The organism is Asaia krungthepensis NRIC 0535 (genome assembly GCF_025995175.1).
Lineage (GTDB): Bacteria > Pseudomonadota > Alphaproteobacteria > Acetobacterales > Acetobacteraceae > Asaia > Asaia krungthepensis.
Map to the genome: position 1 here is coordinate 251,429 of NZ_BAPV01000004.1, position 16,403 is coordinate 267,831.

15 protein-coding genes are annotated in these 16,403 nt (G+C 60.8%); 1 reads left to right on the forward strand and 14 read right to left on the reverse strand.

What is annotated here, in order from left to right; all coding sequences use genetic code 11:
* Window positions 1-89: 89 nt before the first annotated feature.
* The 14 genes from rplL to fzlA form a co-directional block, all read right to left on the reverse strand.
* Entirely contained in the window at window positions 90-464 is a 375-nt protein-coding gene (gene rplL, locus AA0535_RS03635; protein ID WP_023979011.1) for a 50S ribosomal protein L7/L12, read from the reverse strand.
* Between the two features lie 78 nt (window positions 465-542).
* Window positions 543-1,061, reverse strand: a complete 519-nt coding sequence (gene rplJ, locus AA0535_RS03640) for a 50S ribosomal protein L10 (RefSeq protein WP_023979012.1) — start codon at window positions 1,059-1,061, stop codon at window positions 543-545.
* Between the two features lie 295 nt (window positions 1,062-1,356).
* Window positions 1,357-2,049, reverse strand: coding sequence for a 50S ribosomal protein L1 (rplA, locus tag AA0535_RS03645; protein ID WP_264814532.1), 693 nt, complete (start codon window positions 2,047-2,049; stop codon window positions 1,357-1,359).
* Window positions 2,050-2,053: 4 nt separating this feature from the next.
* Window positions 2,054-2,488 carry a 50S ribosomal protein L11 gene (gene rplK, locus AA0535_RS03650; protein WP_025885428.1) on the reverse strand — a complete coding sequence of 145 codons (435 nt, stop codon included), beginning with the start codon at window positions 2,486-2,488 and terminating at the stop codon, window positions 2,054-2,056.
* A gap of 103 nt (window positions 2,489-2,591) precedes the next feature.
* Complete coding sequence (locus AA0535_RS03655; RefSeq protein ID WP_264814534.1) at window positions 2,592-4,214, reverse strand: efflux transporter outer membrane subunit; 1,623 nt, start codon at window positions 4,212-4,214, stop codon at window positions 2,592-2,594.
* Window positions 4,211-5,494 (reverse strand): efflux RND transporter periplasmic adaptor subunit, encoded by a 1,284-nt coding sequence (locus tag AA0535_RS03660; RefSeq protein WP_264814535.1) that lies wholly within the window; start codon window positions 5,492-5,494, stop codon window positions 4,211-4,213. The genes AA0535_RS03655 and AA0535_RS03660 overlap by 4 nt, the downstream gene beginning before the upstream one ends.
* On the reverse strand, window positions 5,491-8,661 hold the full coding sequence (locus tag AA0535_RS03665; protein ID WP_264814537.1) for an efflux RND transporter permease subunit: 3,171 nt from the start codon (window positions 8,659-8,661) through the stop codon (window positions 5,491-5,493). Before AA0535_RS03665 ends, AA0535_RS03660 begins: the two co-directional genes overlap by 4 nt.
* A 232-nt stretch (window positions 8,662-8,893) precedes the next feature.
* Window positions 8,894-10,312: a sensor histidine kinase gene (locus tag AA0535_RS03670; protein ID WP_264814538.1), complete on the reverse strand. Its 1,419-nt coding sequence runs from the start codon at window positions 10,310-10,312 to the stop codon at window positions 8,894-8,896.
* Window positions 10,299-11,024: a response regulator transcription factor gene (locus AA0535_RS03675; RefSeq protein WP_264814539.1), complete on the reverse strand. Its 726-nt coding sequence runs from the start codon at window positions 11,022-11,024 to the stop codon at window positions 10,299-10,301. Before AA0535_RS03675 ends, AA0535_RS03670 begins: the two co-directional genes overlap by 14 nt.
* Before the next feature lie 47 nt (window positions 11,025-11,071).
* Window positions 11,072-12,304, reverse strand: a complete 1,233-nt coding sequence (locus AA0535_RS03680; RefSeq protein WP_373319267.1) for a DNA recombination protein RmuC — start codon at window positions 12,302-12,304, stop codon at window positions 11,072-11,074.
* A gap of 266 nt (window positions 12,305-12,570) precedes the next feature.
* Window positions 12,571-12,897: a hypothetical protein gene (locus AA0535_RS03685; RefSeq protein ID WP_264814540.1), complete on the reverse strand. Its 327-nt coding sequence runs from the start codon at window positions 12,895-12,897 to the stop codon at window positions 12,571-12,573.
* Window positions 12,898-12,946: 49 nt separating this feature from the next.
* Window positions 12,947-13,483, reverse strand: a complete 537-nt coding sequence (locus AA0535_RS03690; protein WP_264814541.1) for a type 1 glutamine amidotransferase domain-containing protein — start codon at window positions 13,481-13,483, stop codon at window positions 12,947-12,949.
* Window positions 13,484-13,627: 144 nt separating this feature from the next.
* Complete coding sequence (locus AA0535_RS03695) at window positions 13,628-14,806, reverse strand: BaiN/RdsA family NAD(P)/FAD-dependent oxidoreductase (protein ID WP_264814542.1); 1,179 nt, start codon at window positions 14,804-14,806, stop codon at window positions 13,628-13,630.
* 15 nt (window positions 14,807-14,821) lie between these two features.
* Window positions 14,822-15,490, reverse strand: a complete 669-nt coding sequence (gene fzlA / locus AA0535_RS03700) for an FtsZ-binding protein FzlA (RefSeq protein WP_127100472.1) — start codon at window positions 15,488-15,490, stop codon at window positions 14,822-14,824.
* Window positions 15,491-15,587: 97 nt separating this feature from the next.
* On the opposite strand from fzlA, the gene minC reads away from it, so the two are divergent.
* Window positions 15,588-16,337: a septum site-determining protein MinC gene (minC, locus tag AA0535_RS03705; RefSeq protein WP_264814543.1), complete on the forward strand. Its 750-nt coding sequence runs from the start codon at window positions 15,588-15,590 to the stop codon at window positions 16,335-16,337.
* The last annotated feature ends 66 nt before the right edge of the window (window positions 16,338-16,403 follow it).

Consider the following 16,403-nt stretch of genomic DNA (forward strand, 5'->3'; position numbering starts at 1 on the left):
CGGGCGGAAACCCGAAAGGATTTCCGCCCTGACCTGTCTCAATCCACAACCGGCTCCGCCCGGGGGCGAAGCGCGGTCCGTGGGCTTGATTACTTGACTTCGACCTTGGCGCCGTTGTCTTCAAGCAGCTTCTTGATCTTGGCTGCTTCGTCCTTGGACACGCCTTCCTTGACGGTCTTCGGAGCGCCTTCGACCAGGTCCTTGGCTTCCTTCAGACCCAGGCCCGTGATGCCACGGATTTCCTTGATCACGTTGATCTTCTTGTCGCCGGCTTCGGCGAGGATCACGGTGAACTCGGTCTGCTCTTCAGCAGGAGCAGCGGCAGCAGCCGGGCCAGCAGCAGCAACGGCAACCGGAGCAGCAGCGGAAACGCCCCACTTCTCTTCGAGCAGCTTCGAGAGTTCAGCAGCTTCGAGAACGGTCAGAGCGGACAGTTCGTCAACGATTTTGTTCAGATCGGCCATGATGATGGTCCTATATGGTAACTGGTTTTCGATTCACAACCCGCGCTCCTGAAGAGGAGCGGTGCTGCGTAAGACAATTCAGGCGGCTTCGCCGGTCTTGGCATAGGCGCCGAAAACGCGAGCAAGCTGGCCAGCCGGAGCCTGGACAACGCCTGCGATACGCGTAGCGGGGGTAGAAATCATACCCACCAGCTGCGCACGCAGTTCATCCAGCGACGGCAGCGCGGCAAGAGCCTTGACACCATCCGCATCAAGCGTCTGGCTACCAAGGGCGCCACCGAGCACCACAAGCTTCTCATTCGTCTTGGCGAACTCGACGATCGCCTTCGCGACTGCAACCGGATCCTCAGACCACGCAAGCGCGGTCGGGCCCTTCAGCAGCGGAAGAATCCCGTCGAATTGGGTCCCATGCAGAGCGAGGCTGGCCAGCCGGTTTTTCGCAACCTTGTACGTCGCACCCGCCGCACGAACGCGTCGACGCAGCTCCGTCACATCAGCTACCGTGAGACCTTTGTTTTCGGTCACGACAACCATGGACGTGCTGTTGAACACGTTGGCGAGGAATTCGACGAAGGCCCGTTTTTCCTGACGGTCCAAATCCATTCTCCTCGTCAGTCCGGAAACCGTGGCTTCCAGACCGGGTTACCCATGGCACTTCCCCGCAATCGGAAAAGTACCGCTCGCCTGTCCATTCAATCGGAACCCAGCATTCCGGCAGGTTGCCCTACCCTTGTCTGCTGGCGCCCCGTCTCCCGCTCGCGGATCTCTCTCAAAATCCCTTAGGCTGTTCCGTAGAACAGCACGCCCGGTCTCGGACAGGTTCGGAAGCGGAGGAAGATCCCCCGCCCCTGCGCCACTACACGGCCAGGCCGCGCAGTGTCATCTCTCTAAATCAGGCCGTGAACGACGCCACGTCGACGCGCACACCCGGGCCCATCGTGGAAGACAGAGCTGCCTTCTTCAGATAGGTGCCCTTGGCACCGGTCGGGCGAGCCTTCTGGACGGCATCGACCAGGGCCTTGATGTTCTCGACCAGCTTGTCTTCACCGAAGGAAGCCTTACCAACGCCGGCATGGATGATACCGGCCTTCTCGGCGCGGTATTCGACCTGGCCGGACTTGGCTGCCTGAACGGCACCCTTCACGTCCATGGTCACCGTGCCCAGACGGGGGTTCGGCATCAGGCCGCGCGGGCCGAGGATCTTACCCAGACGACCGACCAGTGCCATCATGTCCGGAGTCGCAATGCAGCGATCGAACTCGATTTCACCGTTCTGGATCTTCTCGGCCAGATCTTCCGCACCGACAACTTCCGCACCGGCAGCCTTGGCTTCCTCAGCCTTGGGGCCACGAGCGAAAACGCCAACGCGCAGGGTCTTGCCCGTGCCGTTCGGCAGCGAGATCAGACCACGGACCATCTGGTCAGCATGACGGGGATCGATGCCGAGGTTCAGCGAGATTTCGATGGTCTCGTCGAACTTGGCCTTCGCATTGCCCTTGACCAGAGCAACAGCTGCGGACAGGTCGTACTGCTTGTCGGTGTCGACCGTCGCGCGGGCGGCATTCAGCCTCTTGTTCTTGGCCATAGGATCAGCCCTCCACCACGTTCAGACCCATCGACTTGGCCGAACCGGCCAGCATGCGCACAGCGCCGTCGATGTCATTGGCGTTCATGTCCTTGAACTTCTCTGCAGCGATCTCGCGCAGCTGCGCGGTCGTGACAGAGCCAACAGCGGCAGACTTGCCGACCGTCTGGCTGCCCTTGGAGACCTTGGCGGCCTTGAGCAGGAAGTAGGTGTTCGGCGGGGTCTTGGTGACAAAGCTGAACGTACGATCCGCATAGGCCGTGATAACGACCGGGATCGGCATGCCGGGCTCGAGAGTCTGCGTCTTGGCGTTGAACTCTTTGCAGAACTGCATGATGTTCAGGCCGCGCTGACCCAGGGCCGGACCGACTGGCGGCGACGGATTCGCCTTGCCTGCCGGGATCTGCAACTTGATGTAGCCAACTACTTTTTTGGCCATATCCGGGACTCCTCAATGGTTTGCCCGAACCGCGGTTCCAGTGAGGCGTTTCCGATCCTGCGACCGCTTACGCCTCTCCCGCGTTCCGAATGGGAGCGGCCCCTTACCGCCCCTGAGCCGGGGCTGTCAAGCCTTTCGTGGTCGCTCCCACCGTGTCATTGCCGCTCAGATTCTTGTCTTCGGGTCCTGTGCGCGTATCCACGTCACCCGCCGGGCGGGGATGATGCAGCCCGTCATATTGCAGCACACCGATCGGATCGATGGACTTGATCGAGGGCAATGCCGAACGATCCCAGCCACCGCCCAGAGCCTTGATCAGGCGCACGCTGGCCTGGAGCTGGATAGTCTGGGCCTGGACCGCGTCAATGCGCGCTACAAGAGCCGCCTGCTGCGCCACAACCACGTCGAGATAGTTGGTCAAACCACCCGTATAAAGAGCCATGGTCATGCGCTGTGTGCGCAAGGCCGCATCCACAGCGGCATATTGCTGCTTCTGCTGGTCTGCGAAGGCGCTGGTCTGGGAAAGGCCGTCCTCCACATCCTGAAATGCGGAGAGCACGGTCGAGCGATATCGGTCTGCGCTCTCGCGATACTGGGCCCAGGCGCGCTGCAGCGCGGCGCGGCGCAAGCCGCCCGTGAAGAGCGGCTCGACGGCCTGCACTCCATAGCTCCACATCGAGTTTCCGAGACTGGCCAGATCGAAGCCATTATTCATGAAGCCACCATTCAGGCTGAAGGTGACATCAGGATAGAAAGCGGCGCGTGCAACACCGATCGCCCGGCTATTGGCGGCGAGATTGCGCTCGGCAGAGGCGATATCCGGACGGCGCTCCAGAAGCTGCGAGGGCAGTCCGCTCGGGATACGCAAGATGGAATAGGGGAGCACCTGCGCATTGGCCGCTTCGATATGGAAGCTGCCGGGAACAGTGTTCACCATCACCGCTATGGCATGTTCCAGCACCTGACGCTGGGCGCGTACATTGCTTTGCGATGCCATGGTCGCAAAAAGCTGGTTCTCGGCACGTGAGACATCCAGCCCGGCCGCAATCGCTCCAGCCTGACGCAGCTGGGTGATTTTCACCGCAGTCTGATAGTAGCGGATCGAATCGGCATAGACCGCATACTGGGCATCGAGCCCGCGCAGACCCAGATAATTGGACGCCAGTTCGGCTTCGAGCATCAGACGCAGATTGGCGTAATCCGCCGCACTGGCCTGTGCCATGTTCTTCTGCATGCGCGTGGAATTGCGGATACGGCTGAAGAAATCCGGCTCCCAGGTCGCCGCACCACTGTAGAAGACACTCGACTCGGTCGTGGGCGACGTTGCGGTATTGCCGCGCCACAGACGGGTAAGCGATGTCTTGTTGTTCGACATCCCCGCAGACCCGTTGAGCTGTGGGGCAAGCTGCGCCTCGGTCTCTCGCGCGATATCGCGTGACTGGGTGAAGATTTCCGCCTGAGCCTGAAGGTCAGGGTTCGACGCCAGCATCTTCTCCTCGAGGGCGTTCAACTGGGCATCGTGAAACACCTCCCACCATTTTCCCTTCGGCACGTCATCGGCCGGTCGGGCATCCACCAGGACGCCCTTCCCTTTCCAACCATCGGGATAGATGAATTTGGGAGCTTGATAATTCGGCGCAAGGTCGCAACCGGACAGGAGCGAAAGGCTGAACACGGCCCCGGCGATACTCCCGCGCAGGGCACGTCTCGTCGAAGACCCTCTCATCGGCGCGCCCCGTTCTCGTTGCTGCCGCCATCATCGTCTTCTGGCGCAGTCTGGCGCGGCGGAGGCGTAACGTTCTTGCGCGGGGCTGCCGTTGCATCGTTGTAACCGCGCGTCGAGGGAACCACCTTTACCTCATCCCCTTCGAGCATGTCCGCTGTGGGGTTGGCCACGATCTGATCCTTGGCGGCAATCCCCCCCAGAATCTGGATGGTCATTCCATAATTGATCCCGGTTTTCACGTCGATCAGGTGGATCCGATTATCGACCACCGTAGCAAGCTGCGTGCCCTGGGCGCGGAAGATCAACGCATTGACCGGCACAATCAGAACACCCGGCTCGCCCGGTGCCGTGAAATGCGCGGTTGCATAGGAATCGGGCCAGAGCGAGCCATCCTCATTGCTGAGTTCCAGCTCGGTCGTGACCGTGCGCGTTGCCGCGTTGAAGGCCTGAGCGGTAGCAAGGAAGCTCGCGTCATAAACACGTCCGGGAAACTGCGGCAGGGTCAGTTTGGCTGCAAGCTTGTCCGAAATCACCGCCGCATAATCCTGCGGGACAGAAACGAACACACGCATGCGATGCGTATCCGCCACTGTGAAGAGTTCGGAGGCATTCCCGCGCGAATTCAGATCCCCACCACCTGCATTGACGTAATCGCCCACATTGACGAGGCGTGAGGTCACGATGCCATCGAAGGGCGCCACGATACGCTTGAAGTTCTCGAGTGCTTCGAAACGCTCGACTTCATGCTGCGCCTGATCGACCTGCGCTTTCTGGGCTGCAGCATTGGCGGCCTGCACATCGACTTCCTGACGCGACACGGCCTGTGTATCGCGCAGATCGGCCCAGCGCTTGGCCGTGATGACGGCCAGTTTGTAGCGCGCCAGCACGACGTTGTAATTGGCCTTGGCAGCTTCGTACTGCGCGTCGAGGCTCGGCGTGCTGATCTCGGCAAGCAGGTCGCCCGATTTCACATGCGCGCCGTAATCCTTGTACCACATCTTCACATACCCAGAGACCTGCGCATAGATCGGCGCCTGATACCAGGCGGCAAGGTTGGCAGGCAGGTCGAGATGACGCTCCGCCGGTCCAGGCTGCGGGTTGATGAGGCTGACGCGCGCGCGGGCATTGTCGTCGGCCTCCTCGCGCAGTGTGCTGTAATGCATCGAGCGCCCGATAATGCCCCATGCCGCAATCAGAACAGCGATACCGAGCACGATGAGAATGATGAAGCGGCCCCGCTTGCGGTTCTGCTCGGCACCTGTTTTCGGGTGCTGGGTCATGCGTGGGCTCCCTCATCGCCGCGCTCATGCGGCTTTCTGTAATGGACAATGGCAAAAACGCAGGGGACGAACAGGAGCGTCGCTGCAGTGGCTACAATCAATCCGCCAATCACGGCCTTGCCGATCGGGGCGTTGTCGGAATTGCTCATGGACATGGGCACCATGCCGATGATCATGGCGAGTGCCGTCATCAGCACGGGACGGATACGCTCATACCCGGCTTCGAGCGCGGCTTTCAGCGCGTCTCCGTGGATCTCCATACGCTCACGCGCGAAGGACACGACCAGAATGGCGTTGGCTGTGGCTGTACCCATGCACATGATGGCCCCCGTCAATGCAGGCACCGAAAGCGAGGTATGGGTCAGGAACAGGCTCCAGGCGATACCGCCCAGCGCACCCGGCAGCGCCGTGATGATGACGAAGGGATCGAGCCAGGACTGGAAGTTCACGACGATGATCAGATAGACGAGCGTGATCGACATCGCGAGACCGACAATCAGCTGCGAATAGGCATCGGTCATCGTCACGGCCTGACCGCGCACCACCAGATGCGAGCCACGCGGCAGCTCGGACTTCATCGAATCCGCCACGTCCTGCACCGAGCGTGCCACCGTGCCGAGATCAATATTCTCGTTCGCGGCATATATATCGAACACGGGCATGATGTTGTAATGCGCGACTTCCGCCGGGGTACCCGTCTGCTCGATCTCGGAAAGCGCGCCCAAGAGCTGAGGCTGGGCATTGGTCGGGTTGCCGTCGCCACGGTCGATCGGGACCGTCTTCAGATCATTGAGTGTCTGGAGGTAGTTTGCCGGGGTCTGCACATCGATGAGCTGCGCCACGCCCGAGCTGTTCAGGTAATAGACCTGCCCCACCTGCGCACTGCCCGAGAGCACGACCAGCGCGTTCTGCGCGATATTCTGCTCTGTGATGCCGGTGCCGAGCGCGAAACTGCGCTTGGCGTTGATGCTGAGCGTCGGCTGCGTCATGGGCTGCTGGATGGACACATCCGTGATGCCCGGAATAGTGGCCAGCTTGCGACGTAGCTTCTTGGCGAAGGCAAAATTGCCGTAGAGATCGCGTCCCACCACCTGCACGTCGAGCGGCGCAGGCAGGCCGAAATTCAGGATCTTCGCGGTCAGATCGGCGGGCTGGAAGGTGATCTGCGTTCCGGGAAAAGCCTCGATCAGCGCCGCACGAATCTTGCGGCGATACTCGGCCGTCGGGCTCTCGTCATTCTTGAGCGAAACGGTGATATCGCAATCTTCCGTGCCTACGGTCGGGGTGGGAATGAACGCCTGATTGAGCTGCGAGAAAGGCAGACCGCAGTTGTTGAGCACCGCGTCGATCTGACCGGGCAGAACCTCATGCATCTTCTTTTCGATCAGCACGGAGATCTTGCCGGATTCCTCCAGACGCGTCCCGATGGGCGCGCGCATATGCAGCTGCAGTGTGCCGGACTTGATCTCGGGGAAGAAATCCTCGCCCACGAAGAAATAAAGTCCCGAGGACAGGATCGAGACCGCCATGAAGAACGGAACGAATTTCTTCCTCTCCTCGATCAGCCCACCCAGCACGATCTTGTAGCGCTCACGGAAGCGGAAAAACCCGCTTTCGAAGCCACGCTGGAACCGACCGAAGAAGCCAGGCTCCCTGCCGTCATCGCCATGCTCATGGGCGGCCACCTGCGCGGCCAGCATCCAGTTGGCCATGGTCGGCACGAGGGTTCGTGACAGAATGAAAGAGGCGATCATGGCGAAGATGATGGCTTCGGCCATCGGCATGAACAGCCAACCCGCGACGCCAGTCAATTCGAAAAGCGGCAACCAGACGATACAGATACAGGTGGTGGAAACGAAGGTCGGCACGACAATCTGATTGGCCGCATCGATGATGGCCATTTCCAGATCCTTGCCCATCTCCAGATGGGCATCGATATTCTCGATCATGACGGTGGCGTCATCGACAAGGATACCGACCGCCAGGGCCAGACCGCCCAGTGTCATGACATTGATGGACTGCCCGGCGAGACTCAACCCGATGACCGAGCAGAGAATGGCGAGCGGAATGGACGTCGCCACAATGAGGGTGGAGCGCCATGATCCAAGGAAAAGCAGCACTGCAAGGGAGGTCAGCAGCGCGGCGATAATCATTTCGCGCACTACGTCCTCGACTGAATCCTTCACGAAGCCTGAGGCATCAGTCAGGATCTTGATGCTCGTTCCCTTGGGCAGGGTATCGATCACCTGAGGCAGCAGCTTTTTCACGCCAGCCACCACGTCGAGCGTCGAGGCATCGCCGCTCTTCATGATGACCATCATGACGGCCTGACGCCCCTTCACCAGCACCATATTGGCCTGTGGCGGGCCGCCGCGATGCACATGGGCCACGTCGCGCAGATAGACCACCGCGTTGCCTACCTGCTTGATGGGAAGGTTGTTGAACGTCTCGACTTCGCGCGGCTGTGCGTTGGTCCGCACCATGTAATCGAACGGCCCGATACGCTGGTCGCCCGCTGGCAACACGATATTCTGCTTGTTCAGCGCCGTGCTGACATCGACCGCCGAGAGGTTATGCGCCATCAGCTTGGACGGATCGATATCCACCGTGATGTACGGCGCCAGACCACCATAAGGGTTCGGGATCGACACGCCGGGCACGGAGACGAGCTGTGGCCTGATCAGGTTGGAGGCCATGTTGTACAGTTCGGAGCCGTTCAGCTTGTCCGAATTGATCTGTAGCGTCAGCACCGGCACGGAAGACGCATTATAGGCCAGAATGAGCGGGGGCGTGGCCCCGGTCGGCAACTGCTTGATGACGGTCTGCGATACGGAGGTGATCTGTGTCTGCGCCACAGAGGTATCGGTGCCGGGCTGGAAATAGACCTTGACGATACCGCGACCGTAATATGAGCCACTCTCGATATGCTCGATATTATTGACCGTCGTGGTCAGGGTACGTTCGTAATAATAGACCACACGCCCGGACATATCCTCCGGCATGAGGCCCAGATACGACCACACGATCGCGACGACCGGAATATTGATGTTCGGGAATACGTCTGTCGGCGTCTTGATGACCGATCTGACGCCGAAAATCACGATGAAGATGGACAGGACAACGAAGGTATAGGGGCGCTTGAGCGCGGTGATAACAACCTGATTCATGCCATCGACCCATCACCCAGTCCGGCTACCACCCTATGCCTGTGCGCGTAACCCGGCATGGAGTGACTCCATCCGTTTCCCGATATCATCAAGCAGGTTCCTTTTTCTGTTACAGCCAGACATACAAATCCAGCCGGGGGCGACAAGGAAAATTCCTTTTAAGTTCCGTTCTGGAACGACCTTTCATCGTGCTGTCACAACCTGCGCTTCCTGTCTGAGGGGGCAGTGCAGATCAGGCCGGGTCCGGGCTGCCAGAAACCTGAAAGGTCATCTCGAAAGCACAGCCTTTGGCGGCTGTGGTCCCGTCGCCATCCGCAATGGCCAGTTCCACACCATGCAGCCGCAGGATCGCCATGACCAGACTGAGCCCGAGCCCGCTCCCCGGCACGTGACGGCTTTTATCCGAACGATAGAAACGCCCCAGCACGGCCTCTCGTTCCGCCTCCGGAATACCGATACCGGTATCCGCAACGCGCAGATTGATCACGCTTGGGCCGGGCGTGGCCGATACGGTGACATGACCGCCTGGGGGCGTGAATTTCATGGCGTTATCGAGAAGATTGGCCAGAACCTCGACCAGCAGATCGCGATCCCCGAAGGTGACAAGCGTATCGCTTGCGGGCTCGGCCACAACCAGACTGGTCAGGACAAGACCATTCGTTTCGGCAATCGGCTCGTACAGATCGACGATATCAGCCACCAGATCGCCGAGATTCACATAGGCAAATCCTGCGCGACGCCGCCCATTTTCGATTTCGCCAATGCGCAGAAGCGCCGTGATAACCGAGAAACATTGATCCAGATCCTGAGTCGCCTGCTCGATGACGGAATTCAGATAATCCGCGTCATGCGGGCTCGATGTCGCCCTCTCGAGCCGCGCCCTCACGCGTGAGAGCGGTGTGCGCAGATCATGGGCGATGTCATTGCCGACGTCGCGTATCTCATCCATCAGATGCTCGAGGCGGTCCAGCATGCGATTGACCGACCCGGCAAGACGCTCGAGTTCATCGCGCTCACGCCCGGCGGGCAGACGTTCATGCACATCGCCCTGCATGATGCGGTCTATCGCCTCGTGCATGGTCTTGACGCGGGCCAGAGCGCGGTGGCTGAGCACGACCCCGGTCAATAACGCGAACATCACCACCGGAAAAACCGACAGCAGCGCGCCACGGCGGATCATGTAATGCAGTTCGGAAAGCAGGTGCAGCGAGTGCGCCAGCACCAGAATACGCCCGCCTGGCACCTTCACGGCGAGAAACCGCATTTCATAAGGCGCGTCATCGGTGGGGGAGAGTGTCAGACGATGGACCTTGCCATCCACCGTCAACCCCTCAGGCCATGCCTTCAGATCGCCTGCGATATGATGGTAATGCCCGTCGAACAGTCCAACCCAGTTGATCACCACGCGCAATTCGTTGCTGGCGCGTTCACGCACCTGATATTCGAGACGCTCCGGGGTTTCCTGCACCAGCACATCGGCCTCACGATGCAGGATCCCGCTGGAGCGCTCGGATTCGAAATGCGTCATCTGCACGAACAGCAGAACGAATTGCAGCACCATGCCGCCGATAATGGCGGCCACAAAGGCAAGGGTCAGCCGGAACGTGGCCGTGCGGAGAACGCCGAAGCGTGACGTATCAGTGAGAGACACGCAGCATGAACCCCGACCCGCGGATACTGTGGATCAGGGGAGTCTCACCCGTGCCATCGACCTTGCGCCGCAGCTTGCCGATATGGACATCGACCAGATTGGTCTGGGGGATGAAGCGGTAATTCCACACATCCTCAAGCAGCATGGTGCGTGTCAGGACCTGGTTGGGGCGACGCATCAGATATTCGAGCAGGCGAAATTCGCGTGGTAACAATTCGATATCCCGCCCCTCGCGCGTCACGGTGCGATCGATCAGATCCATGTCCAGCGGACCGACGCGTAATGTCGTGGCGCGGGTGTCATTCGGGCGACGAAGCAGCGCCTCGATACGCGCTACCAGCTCGTCCATGGCGAAAGGCTTCGTGAGATAGTCATCTCCACCGGCCTTGAGACCGGTCACACGATCATCCACAGCGGAAAGCGCGGAAAGGACGAGCACGGGGGACTGGACATTCTGGCCGCGCAGCTTCTCGATTACGGAGAGCCCGTCGAGCAGCGGCAGCATGCGGTCGAGCACCATGAGGTCATAGGCTTCGCTCGTTGCGGCCTCCAGACCAGCCTGACCCGTCGAAACGTGGGAAACCGAAAATCCGCGCGCTGCGAGCTCCTCGACCACCTCTTTCGCCAGCGTATCGTCGTCCTCGACAAACAGGATACGCGCCTTGGAGGGCACCTCGAGCGGGACAATAGAGGGGCTGTGATCCGGTATCATGAAGTCCTCTGTGCCGAAACATGGCCCGTTTCGATAGTAAATTCCGCTTAAAGCTCGTCCAGAGTTTCAAGGTCGTCACCCGAAGCCTGCCCGTCAAGACCACGCAGCTTGCGACCCAGAACACGGGTGCGCCGTCTTGCCTCATCGATGGTGTTGCTCATGGCGCCTGCGCCGCGCGCGAGCTTTTCGAGCACGCCATCCATGCGCAGCATTTCCTGCCGGGTGAGCCCCAGAAGCCGCGCGATGGCATCGGTGCGCTCTTCAAGCGCCAAAGTCACATAACCGAGATGAACGGTGCGCAGCAGGGCGGGGATAAGCGATGGCCCCATGACAATGACCCGATGGATACGCCCCACCTCGTCGATCAACCCCGGTATGCGGGCGACCTCCATATAAAGCCCATCGGTCGGCAGATAGAGGACGGCGAACTCGACCGTCAGCGGCGGGTGGATATATTTCTCGGCGATCTTGCGCGCCTCAAGGCGCACGGCATTATCGAGAGCACGGCGCGCGATGCGTTCGGCCGACGGATCGGCACGGTCCACAGCATCGAGCAGACGCTCATAGGCCTCGGTCGGAAACTTGCTGTCGATTGGCAGTCGGGGCGGCACGGCGCTGCGGACTGGCATGCGAAGGGCGAATTCAACCACCTCACTCCCCTCGCCGATCCGGAAATTACTGTCATAGGAACCGCTTGGCAGGATATCGTCGAGGATGGCGCGTAATTGTGCCTCGCCCCAGCCGCCGCGCGTCTTCACGTTGCCGAACAGACGCTTCAGATCGCCAATCTGCGCGGTGACCGCAGAGACCTCTCCTATGGCCTTCTGCATGGCCGCAATCTGCTCGACCACGCGCTGGAATGAGGTCTGCATCTGCTTTTCGACCGTCACGTGCAACTGCTCACTGACCGAGGCCCGGATTTGGGTCAGTTGCTCGGCATTCTCGCGCATCATCTCCCGCAGCATTTCGCCCTGAGCCAGTCTTGACTCAGACAGATCCTGTCCCAGACGCTGGCTCAGCGTGGCCAGCCTGTCCGCGACGTCGCTGCGCTGCTGTTCCAGACGTGAAACCAGGACACGCTCGGTTTCCATCAAGGCCGTGCGATGGAACTCACCCTCTGCCCCGCGTTCGGCGGCATCGCGTTCGAGAAGCACATAGATGCGCGAGAGAAGGTCGCGATCCGTTCCGCGGCGCGAAAGGCGCGACCAGAGAAAAACGGCCACGGCCAGCGTGAGCGCGGCAACAAGCCAAGGGAAAAAACTGAAGAAATCCTGCGACAATTCGGGCTCCGTATCTGGCTCCCAGCATAGGAACAAAATAGGATCAACGAAAGCCGTTTCCCTGTCGTTGGGAAGGTCATCTCCGCAAGGTCGCGCACATGACGAGCCGATTGGAGACGGGAGAGGCGGGTCGCCGCGTTACCGGACTGAAGCGCCCCTTAGGGCAGAGCCACACCGGGAGCGCCTGCACCTGCCTGAAAAATGCCGCGACAAGATAGCCTGTCCTGTCGCGGATACGATCCCGTCACACGGGATCGCTGGCAGGATCAAGGCTGGTGGATATTGCCGTAGGAGGCTGCGCCGATACCCGGGCAGGAACAAGGGTTACCCAGCGGCACCTGCGTCGGCATCTTGCAGGTGTAGATCCCGGCCTTGCAGGTATAGCCATAGCCAACCACCTGCATCCCCGGCGGGGTCGGGCCCGGAGCGGCCGTGCCGGAACAGGCGGCGAGCAGCGACAAAGCCGCCAGCCCTCCCAGGACGCGGGCGGAACGGCGGAGCGGTGCGGGAGCATTCATAGGATCGTTACCTCTTTGTTTGCGGGCCGGTTCCCGATCGAGCCTGCCCTGCCCGGGCAGAACACGATCAACCATGACACACGGCCTCCTTGCAGCGCAGAACGGCCGAGAATAAGGGCGGTTTTCAGGCGGATTTGTCACGATATTGCGCAACGAGCGCAGCGCAGAATGCTGGCAGGTCGTCCGGATTGCGCGAGGTGAGCAGATTGCCATCCACCACGGTCTCACGGTCCACCCAGTTTGCGCCCGCATTGAGAAGATCGGTCTGGAGCGAGGGCCAAGAGGTCAGGGTACGCCCCTTCACCCCACCGGCCTCGATCAGGGTCCAGGCACCATGGCAAATGCTGGCAATCGGCTTCTCCTGCGCCACGAAGCCGCGCAGGAACGCAATTGCGGCTTCATCGATACGAAGCGCGTCCGGATTTGTAGTCCCGCCAGGCAACAGGATACCGGCGAAATCGAGATCGGCGGCCTCACCGATCGTCGCATTGACCGCGATTTTCGATGCAGGCGTCACGTCGCCTTCCATGGCCTGGATCTCTCCTCTCACGGGAGAAACCACCATGGTCCTGAATCCGGCATTTTCGAGCGCCTTGCGGGGCTCGACCAACTCACATTCCTCGACTCCGTTGGTAGCGAGGATGGCAATGCACTGGCTCATGAAACGCACTCCTGATGCCCTTGACCGGGCAGATATGATCGTCATGCCAAGACGCGGTACAGGCGCTGCGGTTCGATCTGCCCTTCAGCAGTTCAGGTCATGGCCCTGAGCCGGGAGATTCACCTCATCCTTCAGAGCCTGAGCTCACCGCCTTGCGGCAATCGCCCTTCCGGCGGCCACGCCACTCGACCATGCCCACTGGAAATTATAGCCACCCAGCCACCCTGTCACGTCAACCGCCTCGCCTATGGCGAAAAGGCCTGGCACGTCGCGGGATTCGAGCGTCTTTGATAAAAGGGCACGCGTATCGATACCGCCCTTCATCACCTCGGCCTTGGCATAGCCCTCTGTACCCGACAGGCGCGGCCGCCACCGTCCGATTTGCTCCGCCAGAGCGATGATCCGCTTGTCGGGAAGATTGGCGAGTGTGCAATCGAGATCGGCCAGGGTGTTGCTTGCAATATGACGTGCAAGGCGCTGGGGCAGATCCTGCAGCAGCGATGTGGGCTCGGCACGCGGCCGGGCCTTCTTGATCTCGCCCAGCGCGCTGCGCGCATCGCGCCCGGGCATCATGTCGATGGCAGGGGCGTCGAGCGGTCCGTCCTGATACGACGAAATCTGCAGGATGGCGGGGCCGGACAGCCCGCGATGGGTAAAGACCATGCCATCCGTGAAGCCCGTCTTGCCGATGCTGGCACGTACCGGCAACGAAACACCGGCCAGATCGGGCAGGGGTGTTTCCAAGGTCAGCGGCACCAGCCCGGGGACAGTCTTGACAATCTCCAGGCCGAATTGCCGTGCAATCCTCAGGGAAAGATCCGATGCGCCGAGCTTGGGGATGGAGAGGCCGCCTGTAGCGAGCACAAGAGATCGCGCCTGCACCTCGCCCGCATCCGTCTGGACACGGAAGACGTCACCTGCCGTCACACCCCGTATGGGGGTGTTGAAGCGCAACACGCAGCCTTCGGCCTCACGGAGCAGCAGGCTCACGATATCCCGTGCAGACTCCGAACAGAAAAGCTGGCCCTCTGCCTTTTCCTGCCAGCCAATCCCGTGTCGCTCGACCAGTGCCAGGAAGTCCCGCGGCGTATAACCCGCCAGGGCCGAGCGCATGAAATGCCGATTGGCGGAGAGAAAATTCTCGGCCTTCGCATCCAGATTGGTGAAGTTGCAGCGTCCGCCCCCGGAAATCAGGATCTTGCGTCCCGGTTCCGCAGCATGATCGAGCACCACGACAGATGCCCCGCCTTTGCGCGCCGTCGCAGCCGCCATCAGCCCCGCCGCTCCCGCGCCGAGAATGGCGGCGTCAAAAACCTCGTTCATCGATATCCTGACTCCTCAGAAATCGAGATCGGCATAATGCGCGGGGGGATTGAACCCGTTGACCCGGTCATTGAGCAAGGAGCGGAAGCTCGGTCGCGATTTCATGCGCGCATACCAGTCCTTGGCCGCCGGGGCCTTGGACCAGTCGATATCGCCAATATAGTCCAGGCAGGAAAGATGCGCAGCCGCCGCAAAATCCGCCATGGAGAGCATGTTGCCCGCCAGCCAGGCACGCGTCTCGGCCAGCCAGCCGATATAATCGAGATGGAAGCGCATATTGGCATAGCCCGCGCGCAAGGCGGTACCGTCGGGATTGCCCCGCCCGGCCAGACGCTTGTCCACCTTCTCGCCCAGCAGATTGCGCGAGACTTCATGGCCGAACTTGCCCTCGAACCATGCCATGAGACGCCTGACCTCGACACGTTCGGCAAGGGTTCGCCCCATGAGCGGGGTATCGGGATAGGCTTCCTCGAGATACTCGCAGATCACCCAGGCATTCGGAATCGACAACCCGTTCTCCTCGACCAGCAGGGGAACGTCACCCGCCGGGTTGAGCGCGAGGTAATCAGGCCGGTTTTCCCAGACTTTCTCTGTCTTGGGTTCATAAGGTAACCGTTTCTCGGCGAGAACGAGCCTGACCTGACGGCTTTGCGGCGAGAGCGGCAGATGATACAAAATGCGCATGCGGTATTCTTAAGCGTCTGCCCTGTTGCGAAGCAAGAGAGCTGAGCCCTCACCCCGCCCCTATTTCCGTCGACGAGCCCCAGAGCGTTCCCCCACGATGACAGACCAGACGACCAGCGCCGAAACCGATCCCGCGCCCGCGAGAGCGCCCATGCGCATCAGGGCACGTGGGCGTTCCTTTCTGGCGCTCGTTCTCTCTCCTGAGGCCCCTCTCTCCGATTGGCTCCTGGGGCTCGACAACCAGATTGCGCGCTCTGTCGGGTTCTTCGCCGGTCGTCCGGTGATTCTCGATCTCGGTCTCGTCACCCAGGATGCCGAGGGCCTCGAGGGATTGCAGGCAGAGCTGATCGCCCGTGGCATACACATGATCGGTCTCGAAGGGGCTGACAGAAGCTGGAGCCAGCTCGATCACTGGGACTGGCCCGCATCGCTCGAGGGAGGGCGCGCCAGCGGTACGGTGGAATTTCCGGAGGCCGAGAGCGATACCCTTGACCCGGTCCTCCCCCCCACCCAGCGCGCTGAGAGTCTGATCCTCGATCGTGCCATACGGTCGGGGCAGTCGGTCATGCATCTGGACGGCGATATCATCGTGCTGGGCTCCGTTGCCTCCGGTGCCGAACTGATCGCCGGCGGCTCGGTGCATGTCTATGGCGCCCTGCGTGGACGGGCGATTGCCGGTGTTGGAGGCCAGCCCGGCGCCCGTATTTTTGCCAGCAGGATGCAGGCCGAATTGCTCGCCATCGACGGTTTTTACATGATTGCCGAAGAAATCGAGGCGACCCTGCATGACCAGCCCGCGCAGGCCCGGCTGGAGGAAGACAGGGTGACCGTCACAAAACTCGCCTGAATGGAACTATTTGCGATCTGGCGATTGCGGCGTGAACCCATTCCTCATTAGTATTAAATTGGCCGC

Excerpts from the sequence above, each read along its gene's own strand:
- rplL (WP_023979011.1), bottom strand. The coding sequence starts at position 464 with ATGGCCGATCTGAACAAAATCGTTGACGAACTGTCCGCTCTGACCGTT.
- rplA (WP_264814532.1), bottom strand. The coding sequence starts at position 2,049 with ATGGCCAAGAACAAGAGGCTGAATGCCGCCCGCGCGACGGTCGACACC.
- rplK (WP_025885428.1), bottom strand. The coding sequence starts at position 2,488 with ATGGCCAAAAAAGTAGTTGGCTACATCAAGTTGCAGATCCCGGCAGGC.
- AA0535_RS03655 (WP_264814534.1), bottom strand. The coding sequence starts at position 4,214 with ATGAGAGGGTCTTCGACGAGACGTGCCCTGCGCGGGAGTATCGCCGGG.
- AA0535_RS03660 (WP_264814535.1), bottom strand. The coding sequence starts at position 5,494 with ATGACCCAGCACCCGAAAACAGGTGCCGAGCAGAACCGCAAGCGGGGC.
- AA0535_RS03665 (WP_264814537.1), bottom strand. The coding sequence starts at position 8,661 with ATGAATCAGGTTGTTATCACCGCGCTCAAGCGCCCCTATACCTTCGTT.
- AA0535_RS03675 (WP_264814539.1), bottom strand. The coding sequence starts at position 11,024 with ATGATACCGGATCACAGCCCCTCTATTGTCCCGCTCGAGGTGCCCTCC.
- AA0535_RS03685 (WP_264814540.1), bottom strand. The coding sequence starts at position 12,897 with ATGGTTGATCGTGTTCTGCCCGGGCAGGGCAGGCTCGATCGGGAACCG.
- AA0535_RS03690 (WP_264814541.1), bottom strand. The coding sequence starts at position 13,483 with ATGAGCCAGTGCATTGCCATCCTCGCTACCAACGGAGTCGAGGAATGT.
- AA0535_RS03695 (WP_264814542.1), bottom strand. The coding sequence starts at position 14,806 with ATGAACGAGGTTTTTGACGCCGCCATTCTCGGCGCGGGAGCGGCGGGG.
- fzlA (WP_127100472.1), bottom strand. The coding sequence starts at position 15,490 with ATGCGCATTTTGTATCATCTGCCGCTCTCGCCGCAAAGCCGTCAGGTC.
- minC (WP_264814543.1), top strand. The coding sequence starts at position 15,588 with ATGACAGACCAGACGACCAGCGCCGAAACCGATCCCGCGCCCGCGAGA.